We start from the raw sequence: 7,715 nt of genomic DNA on the forward strand, positions 1-7,715 counted from the left end.
ACAGTTCGCTGGTCCGAGCGGAGTGTTAGCGTCGCGAACCATCGGGTTCTGGGGGTGACATGACGGTCTGGGAAGCAATCGCGGTGGTCATCGCGGGTGTGTTCGCAGGCGGCATCAACACCGTCGTCGGCAGCGGCACGCTCGTGACCTTCCCGGTGCTCCTCGCCGTCGGGTACCCGCCGGTGGTGGCGAACGTGTCCAACAGCCTGGGGCTCGTGCCCGGCTCGCTGTCGGGCGCGTGGGGCTACCGCGAGGAGCTCAAGGGGCAGGCCGGCCGGATCAAGCGGCTGCTGCCCGCGTCGATCCTCGGCGGGATCGTCGGCGCGATCCTGCTGGTGACGTTGCCGGACAAGGCCTTCACGGCGATCGTGCCGGTGCTGATCGTGATCGCGCTGGTGCTGGTGGTCATCCAGCCGTGGCTCAACCGCAAGCTCGCGGACCGGCGCAACGACAACGACGGCGGTCTGCTGCTGTGGTTCGGCGTGTTCGCGGCCGGCATCTACGGCGGCTACTTCGGGGCCGCGCAGGGCGTGCTCGTCATGGGGCTCATGGGCGTGCTCGTGAGCGAGCACCTGCAGCGGCTCAACGCGCTGAAGAACGTGCTCACCGCGTTCGTGAACCTCGTCGCCGGAGTCATGTTCATCTTCATCGCCGACGTGGCGTGGCTGGTCGTGCTGCTGCTGGCCGTCGGCTCGGTCGTCGGCGGGCAGATCGGCGCGAAGATCGGCCGCAAACTCCCACCCGCCGTGTTGCGCGGCGTCATCGTGGTGGTGGGAGTCGCGGCGATCGTTCAGCTGCTCACCAGGTAGCTACAGCGCGAACGCGCGGGCGGCGGCCAGGAACGCGTCGTTCTCGTCCGGCTCGCCGATCGTCACGCGGGTGCCCTCGCCCACGAACGCGCGCACCACGACCTTGTGGGTCAGGCAGTGCTCGTTGAACTCCGCGGTGCGCTCGCCCAGCGGCAGCCACACGAAGTTCGCCTGGGTCTCCGGCACCTCGTAGCCCATCGCCTGCAGCTCGCCGCGGACGCGGATGCGCTCGGCGACGATCGCGCGGCAGCGGACCATCAGCTCGTCCTCGGCGTCGAGCGACGCCATCGCGGCGACCTGGGCCAGCGCGTTCACCGAGAACGGCACGTAGACCTTGCGCAGCACATCGGCGACGGCCGGCGGGGCGACCGCGTAGCCGATCCGCAGGCCCGCGAGGCCGTAGGCCTTGGAGAACGTCCGCAGCACCGCCACGTTGTCGCGGCCGGACGCCCACAGCTGCTTCGCGAGCTCGACGCCGTCCGGGACGTGCGCGTCGTCGACGAACTCCTTGTAGGCCTCGTCGAGCACCACCAGCACGTCGTCCGGCACACGGGCGATGAACGCCTCGATCTCCTCGGTGCGCAGCGCCGTGCCCGTCGGGTTGTTCGGGTTGCAGACGAAGACCATCCGCGTGTTCGGCGTGATCGCCGCCAGCATCGCGTCCAGGTCGTGCGTGTGCTCCGAGTTCAACGGCACGCGGATCTGCTTCGCGCCCGCCACGTGCGTGACGATCGGGTAGGCCTCGAAGGACCTCCAGGCGAACAGCACCTCGTCGTTCTCGGTGCAGGTGGCCTGGACGAGCTGCTGGCACAGGGTCACCGAGCCGCAGCCGAGGGCGAGGTGGTCCGCGGGCACGCCGAGCTTCTCGGACAGCCGGGCGGTCAGCTCGGTGCTGCCGGAGTCCGGGTACCGGTTGATGGCGGTGGCCGCGTCGGCGATCGCCTTCACGACGCTCGGCAGCGGTCCCGCCGACACCTCGTTGCTCGCGAGCTTGATGGCGCCGGGGATGGTCCTGCCGGGCACGTAGGACGGCAGGGACGCCAGGTCAGCACGGGTTCGCACGGTCATGCTCCCGATCCTCGCATTGCTCCGTCCGATTGGTCACGTTGACTGGAGTTCACCCCGGCGTGCGAGGGTGAACCATGACCACTACCCGCGTCGAGACGCTATCCCTGACCGACGGCCGTGAGCTGCGGGTGACGATCGCCGAACCCGACTCCGCCGTGCGGGGCGGTCTCGTGGTGCTGCACGAGGCCCGCGGGATCACCGCCGGGGTGCGCACGCTCGTCAGCAGCCTCGCCGGCGAGGGCTGGCTCGCCATCGCGCCGCACCTCTACGACGAGGACCGCGTGCACGGCGACGACATCAGGGACCGGGTCAGCAAGCTCAACGGCGACCGCCTGCTCGCCGACACCGACGTCGCGTTCGTCTGGCTCGGGCAGCGGGGGGTCGGTGCGGACCGCATGGGCGTCGTCGGCTTCGACATCGGCGGCTCGGTCGCGATGGTGGTCGCCGCGAGCCGCACGATCGGCGCCGCCGTCACCGTGCAGGGACCCGGCATCCTCGAGCCCCTCTCGGACGGGCTCCCCGCGCTGGTGGACGTCGCGTCCGACCTGTCGTGCCCGTGGCTCGGCATCTACCGCGACGACGACTCGGAAGAAGTGAGCAAGCTTCGTGATGCTGTGATCAGGTCGGAAACCGCGTCGGATGTCGTCCGTTTCGACGTTTCGAGTGACGAAGCATGGGCTCGTGCGTTGAACTGGTTCGACGCACACATGAGGTAAGGGTCTTTCCGGCGGATTGGAACCGAACAGGCGTCCGGGTACATCTAAGGAGTGCTTCGGACGGCCGACTGGGTGTGGTGACGAGTAACGCCCAGTGCTGCGGTGACGAGTTAAGCAGTGCAGGGGGTTGTGAGGGATGGCTGAAGGCACTGGGACGAGTGGGACGACGACAGGCACGGGGGCGGCGCCAGTGGTGACGCCTGATCCGACTACGGCGACGACCACGTCGACCACCGTGCCGATCACGGCGGAACAACTGGCGGCGGCCAAGCCCGCCATGCAGGCGCAGATGCTGGTCGACAAGGCCGAGGCGAGCCACGCCGCGGCCAAGCTCGACCAGGCGGCCGACAGCGGCAAGCTGACGCTCGACTTCGAAGCGGCGGACGCCCTGATCAAGGCCGTCGACGCCGCCCGCGACCAGGTCATGGACCTGTGGAAGCGCGCGACGGACCAGCTGGCCACGCCGCTGCAGCTCGGGGAGAACCCCGTCGCCAAGGCGATCAGCGCCCGGTTCAACGACCTCGCCGTCGGCGAGGACTCCGGCGCGGCCAAGGCGTTGCTCGACCTCTTCAAGGTCCTCGACGACATCAGCAACGCCCTGAGCCGCAACCGCGACACGATGCGCGACGCCGATGAAGATGCCGAGAAGTCCATGAAGAACGCCGGGGGGTCCTGGTGAGCTACGGATCGCACGACAACAAGGGCGACAAGGGCGGCAACGGGTCGCGGCACGACGACCACAAGTACGACCGCAACGACCTGCACGAGCCGGTCGACTGGATGACGTACACGCACGAGCAGCTCTACAACATGGTGCACACGGGCGTGAACCTCGCCGGTGCCCAGGCCGCCGCCACGAACTGGGCGAAGATCGGCGAGGACATCGCCGGCGTGCGCGCGAACCTGCTCAAGGCCGTCGAGGACTCGAGCGTCGGCTGGGACAGCGAGTCCGCGCGCCTGGCCCGCGACGGCCTCACCGAGGTCACGAACTGGGTCGACGACACGGCGACCTACGCCACCAAGGTCTCCGCGGCCATCACGACCGAGACGAGCAACGTCGAGACCGCCCGCGCCGCGATGCCCCCGCCCCCGGCGGCCCCCCAGGCGCCGGTGCCGACCGACGCGGCGGTCAACCCGGTGCTGCGCGACCGGCTGATGACGGTCGACCAGGCCGACAGCTTCGGCGCGGTGTCGAACCTGCAGGACGCGCGCCTGGTCCGCACGACCGGCGGTGAGTTCGCGGGCTTCGAGGCCATCGGCACGAGCCCCGTCGAGACCCTCGCGGCCAACGACGCCTCGCACCGCCTCGCGGCCGACGTCATGGCGGCGTTCCAGCGCAACTCGGCCGCGGTCGACCAGACCGTGCCGCAGCAGTTCACGCCTCCGGTCAACCCGGTCAACCCGACGCCGACCACGCCCGACCTGGGCGGCACGCGCACGCCGGGCACCCCGGACACGACCGCGGGCGGGGGCGCGGGCGCTCCCGTGGCGACCAGTCCCACGACGAACCAGAACCGCGGCACCACGAACGCGTCGTCGCGTGGCGGCGGTGGCGGTGGTGGCTTCGGTGGTGGCCGTGGCGGTGGCGGCGGAGGGTTCGGTGGCGGCATGGGCATGGCCCGGCCGTTCAACCCCAACTCCGGCGGCCAGGGCGGCGGCGGTGGCGCGGGCGGTGCTAGCGGACCCGGTGTCGCCGGTGGTGCCGCGGGCGTCAACGAGGCCACGCGCGGTGGTGCCGGTGCCGCGGCGGCCGCGGCGTCGCAGGCGGGCGGCAACCAGACGAAGGCGTTCCAGAACCCGCTCGCGATGGGCGGTGCGCCGATGGCCGGTGCCGCCGGTGGCGGTGGCCGTGACGACGCGCGTGAGCACAAGAGCGCGAGTTACCTGGAAGAGGACGACAACGTGTTCGGCTTGGACCGCAAGGCAGCTCCGCCGGTGATCGGTCAGTGAGCGAACGCCAGTTCACGGTGAGCTCGCAGGAGTTCTTCCTGCTGTGGCAAGCCGTGCACGGCGAGGACCGCACCGTGCCGCTCGGAACGCCCCACGTCGGGGCGACCCGGGCGGCGCGGCAGCGCCTCGTCGAGACGAGCTCGCAGACGCTGCAGGCTCGCCGGCTGGGAACGGTCCAGCGCCCCGACCCCGACCTGCGCGCGCTGGTCGCGGGCCTCGGCGAGTTCGACCGCGCGCTGGAGATCGCGTTCTTCAAGGGCACCGAACTGGCCCGCGGCATCGCCTGCGCGGGCTGGGGCGGTGCGTTCGGCGCCCGCGTGAACGGCGAGGTGCACCTCTACCCGTTCCACCCGACGTCGCTGGCCTCGGCCACCGTGTCGTCGCTGCCGGGCCTCGCGCCGGGCACCGGCCGCGCCGTGAACGTCCGCTGGGACGACTACGTGCGCGCGGGCAAGGCGGGGGAGCAGGAGGGCAAGCAGGCGTTCCTCGACGTCCTGCGCGGCGCCGGCGTCCGCGAACCCGAGGCGCACACGCTGCTGCGCCTCGTCACGTCCCGCATCGGCGGCGGCGAGCTCGGCCTGACCGCCCGCAACCGCGATGGCGTGCCGCGCCCGACCGGCCGTTCGGTGTCGTGGCTCGACACCCGCGAGGGCCGGTACCTCCTGCGCAAGCAGGACGGCTGGCTCGTGCTCGCGCCCGCGGACGCGGCCCGGCTGACCAGCGCCGTCGACGAGCTGCTCGCGGCGGGATAGGCCCATACAGGCGGGCTCGCGCAAGTCCGCCAATCACACATGGACGTGCGGTTCTGCCTGGGTTAGACATGGGGCATGACCGACACCGACGTCGAACTGCTGTGGCGCCCGGACCCCGCGAGGGACAACGGGATGACCGCGTTCCGGGCTTGGCTGAGCTCCGAGCGCGGCCACGACTTCCCCGACTACGAGTCGCTGTGGGAGTGGTCCGTCGCCGACCTCGAGGGTTTCTGGGGCGCCATAGCTTCGTACTTCGACGTCAAGTTCCACACCGCGCCCGAGCGCGTGCTGGGCTCCACCGACATGCCGGGCGCCCGGTGGTTCCCCGGCTCGACGCTCAACTACGCCGAGCACGCGCTGCGTCGCGGTGACGACGACGACCTGGCCGTGATCTTCCACCGCGAGGACGGCGTCACTTCTTCTTTGACGTTCGGTGCGCTGCGTTCGCGCGTGGCCGCTTTCCGGGCCGCATTGGCTTCTCTGGGCGTCTCGCAGGGCGACCGGGTGGTCGCACTCGTGCCGAACGCCCCCGAGGCCCTGATCGCCTTCCTGGCCGCCGCCTCGCTGGGCGCCACGTGGTCGTCGTGCTCGCCGGACTTCGGCGCCCGCGCCGTCGCCGACCGCTTCACCCAGATCGAGCCCGCCGTGCTCGTCGCGGTCTCCGGCTACGTCTACAACGGACGGTCGTTCGACTGCCGCCCGGTCGTCGAGGAGATCCGCGCGCAGCTGCCCGGCCTGCGCGCCACCGTGCTGATCGACTACCTGGACAACGGCGCGGCGCTGCCGGACGCGCTGTCGTTCGCGGAGCTGGTGGCGGCCAACGAGGGCGCGCCGCTGGAGTTCACGCCGGTGCCGTTCGACCACCCGCTGTGGGTGCTCTACTCGTCCGGCACCACGGGCCTGCCCAAGGGCATCGTCCAGGGCCACGGCGGCATCGTCGTGGAGCACCTGAAGATGCTGGCCCTGCACGGCGACCTCGGCCCCGGCGACCGCTTCTTCTGGTTCACCACCACCGGCTGGATGATGTGGAACTACCTGGTCGGCGGCCTGCTCGTGGGCACGACGATCGTCCTGTTCGACGGCAGCCCGGCCTACCCGTCGCTGAACGTCCTGTGGCACCTGGCGGAGCAGCACCGCGTCACGTACTTCGGCACGTCGGCGCCGTACGTCCAGTCTTGCCTGAAGGAGGGTCTGAACCCGTCCGAGAGCTACGACCTGACGGGCCTGCGCGTCGTCGGCTCGACCGGCGCGCCCCTGACGCCGGAGGGCTTCCGCTGGATCGCCTCGGCCGTCGGCAAGGACGTCCAGATCGCGTCGGTCTCCGGCGGCACCGACCTCTGCACGGCGTTCGTGGCCGCCTCCCCGGACCGCCCGGTGTGGCTGGGCGAGCTGTCCTGCCGGGCCCTCGGCGCGTCGGTCTTCGCGTTCGACGAGGCCGGCACCGCACTGGACGACGAGGTCGGCGAGCTCGTGATCACCAAGCCGATGCCGTCGATGCCGGTGTTCTTCTGGGGCGACGAGGACGGCTCGCGGCTGCGCGACGCGTACTTCGACACCTACCCCGGCATCTGGCGCCACGGCGACTGGATCCGCATCACCCCGCGCGGCTCGGCGGTGATCTACGGCCGCTCCGACTCGACCCTGAACCGCGGCGGCGTCCGCATGGGCACCTCGGAGTTCTACCGCGTGGTCGAGTCGGTCGACGGCGTCGTCGACTCGCTGGTGATCGACACCTCCGGCGTCACCGAAGGCGAACTGCTCTGCTTCGTCGTGCTCGACGGCGTGCAGCTCGCCGACGTGGAACCGGTGCTGCGCCGCGAATTGCGCTCGTCGCTCTCCCCGCGCCACGTGCCGAACAGGTTCGTGGCCGTGGCCGAGATTCCGCGGACGCTGAACGGCAAGAAGTGCGAGGTCCCGGTCAAGAAGATCCTGGCGGGTGCCGACCCGGACAAGGCCGTGAGCCGCGGCGCGCTGCGCAATCCCGAGTCGCTGCGACCCTTCCTGGAACTCGTTTCGGAATGATCTAGATCACTCCGTTCGCCGCGACCAGGCGTTTAACGCCCCTCTCCGCCCCTCCGCACATGCTCTGACCAGCGCGAACGGGGTGGGGAGGGGGGCGTTTTGCAAGTCGGTTGAGGACCTGTGTAACCTATGCGTCGTGGCCAAGGATGGTCCCGGGAGGCTTCGCCTAGTCTGGTCTATGGCGCCGCACTGCTAATGCGGTTTGGGGTAACCCCCCATCCCGGGTTCAAATCCCGGAGCCTCCGCAAGGCCGAGCCTCTAGGGGATCGGTTACAATTGAATATTACGCGCTCGTAGCTCAACGGATAGAGCATCTGACTACGGATCAGAAGGTTGCAGGTTCGAATCCTGCCGAGCGCACAACGTCGAGACCCCGGTGGACATGTCCACCGGGGTCT

General features: G+C 70.3%; 7 protein-coding genes and 2 tRNA genes. 8 read left to right on the forward strand and 1 reads right to left on the reverse strand.

Features of this window, described 5'->3' with window-relative positions:
- The first annotated feature begins 59 nt into the window (after positions 1-59).
- Positions 60-809 carry a sulfite exporter TauE/SafE family protein gene (locus ACFWGZ_RS37225; protein WP_382456292.1) on the forward strand — a complete coding sequence of 250 codons (750 nt, stop codon included), beginning with the start codon at positions 60-62 and terminating at the stop codon, positions 807-809.
- Here ACFWGZ_RS37225 and hisC read toward each other — a convergent pair whose 3' ends face one another.
- Positions 810-1,877: a histidinol-phosphate transaminase gene (gene hisC, locus ACFWGZ_RS37230; RefSeq protein WP_382456293.1), complete on the reverse strand. Its 1,068-nt coding sequence runs from the start codon at positions 1,875-1,877 to the stop codon at positions 810-812. It lies immediately after the preceding gene.
- 74 nt (positions 1,878-1,951) lie between these two features.
- On the opposite strand from hisC, the gene ACFWGZ_RS37235 reads away from it, so the two are divergent.
- The 7 genes from ACFWGZ_RS37235 (at position 1,952) to ACFWGZ_RS37265 (ending at position 7,677) form a co-directional block, all read left to right on the forward strand.
- Positions 1,952-2,593 (forward strand): dienelactone hydrolase family protein, encoded by a 642-nt coding sequence (locus ACFWGZ_RS37235; RefSeq protein ID WP_382456294.1) that lies wholly within the window; start codon positions 1,952-1,954, stop codon positions 2,591-2,593.
- Between the two features lie 193 nt (positions 2,594-2,786).
- Positions 2,787-3,272, forward strand: a complete 486-nt coding sequence (locus ACFWGZ_RS37240; protein WP_382456295.1) for a hypothetical protein — start codon at positions 2,787-2,789, stop codon at positions 3,270-3,272.
- Positions 3,269-4,543, forward strand: coding sequence for a hypothetical protein (locus ACFWGZ_RS37245; RefSeq protein WP_382456296.1), 1,275 nt, complete (start codon positions 3,269-3,271; stop codon positions 4,541-4,543). Before ACFWGZ_RS37240 ends, ACFWGZ_RS37245 begins: the two co-directional genes overlap by 4 nt.
- A complete protein-coding gene (locus ACFWGZ_RS37250; protein WP_382456297.1) occupies positions 4,540-5,295 on the forward strand; it encodes an ESX secretion-associated protein EspG in 756 nt (251 codons plus the stop codon). Before ACFWGZ_RS37245 ends, ACFWGZ_RS37250 begins: the two co-directional genes overlap by 4 nt.
- 75 nt (positions 5,296-5,370) lie before the next feature.
- On the forward strand, positions 5,371-7,317 hold the full coding sequence (locus ACFWGZ_RS37255) for an acetoacetate--CoA ligase (RefSeq protein ID WP_382456298.1): 1,947 nt from the start codon (positions 5,371-5,373) through the stop codon (positions 7,315-7,317).
- Between the two features lie 155 nt (positions 7,318-7,472).
- Positions 7,473-7,562, forward strand: a tRNA-Ser gene (locus ACFWGZ_RS37260).
- Between the two features lie 42 nt (positions 7,563-7,604).
- Positions 7,605-7,677, forward strand: a tRNA-Arg gene (locus ACFWGZ_RS37265).
- Positions 7,678-7,715 lie beyond the last annotated feature (38 nt).

It is taken from the genome of Lentzea sp. NPDC060358, assembly GCF_042725365.1.
Lineage (GTDB): Bacteria > Actinomycetota > Actinomycetes > Mycobacteriales > Pseudonocardiaceae > Lentzea.

What these genes read in the sequence shown, in the direction of transcription:
- ACFWGZ_RS37255 (WP_382456298.1), top strand. Translation starts at nt 5,371, where the DNA reads ATGACCGACACCGACGTCGAACTGCTGTGGCGCCCGGACCCCGCGAGG.
- hisC (WP_382456293.1), bottom strand. Translation starts at nt 1,877, where the DNA reads ATGACCGTGCGAACCCGTGCTGACCTGGCGTCCCTGCCGTCCTACGTG.
- ACFWGZ_RS37235 (WP_382456294.1), top strand. Translation starts at nt 1,952, where the DNA reads ATGACCACTACCCGCGTCGAGACGCTATCCCTGACCGACGGCCGTGAG.
- ACFWGZ_RS37225 (WP_382456292.1), top strand. Translation starts at nt 60, where the DNA reads ATGACGGTCTGGGAAGCAATCGCGGTGGTCATCGCGGGTGTGTTCGCA.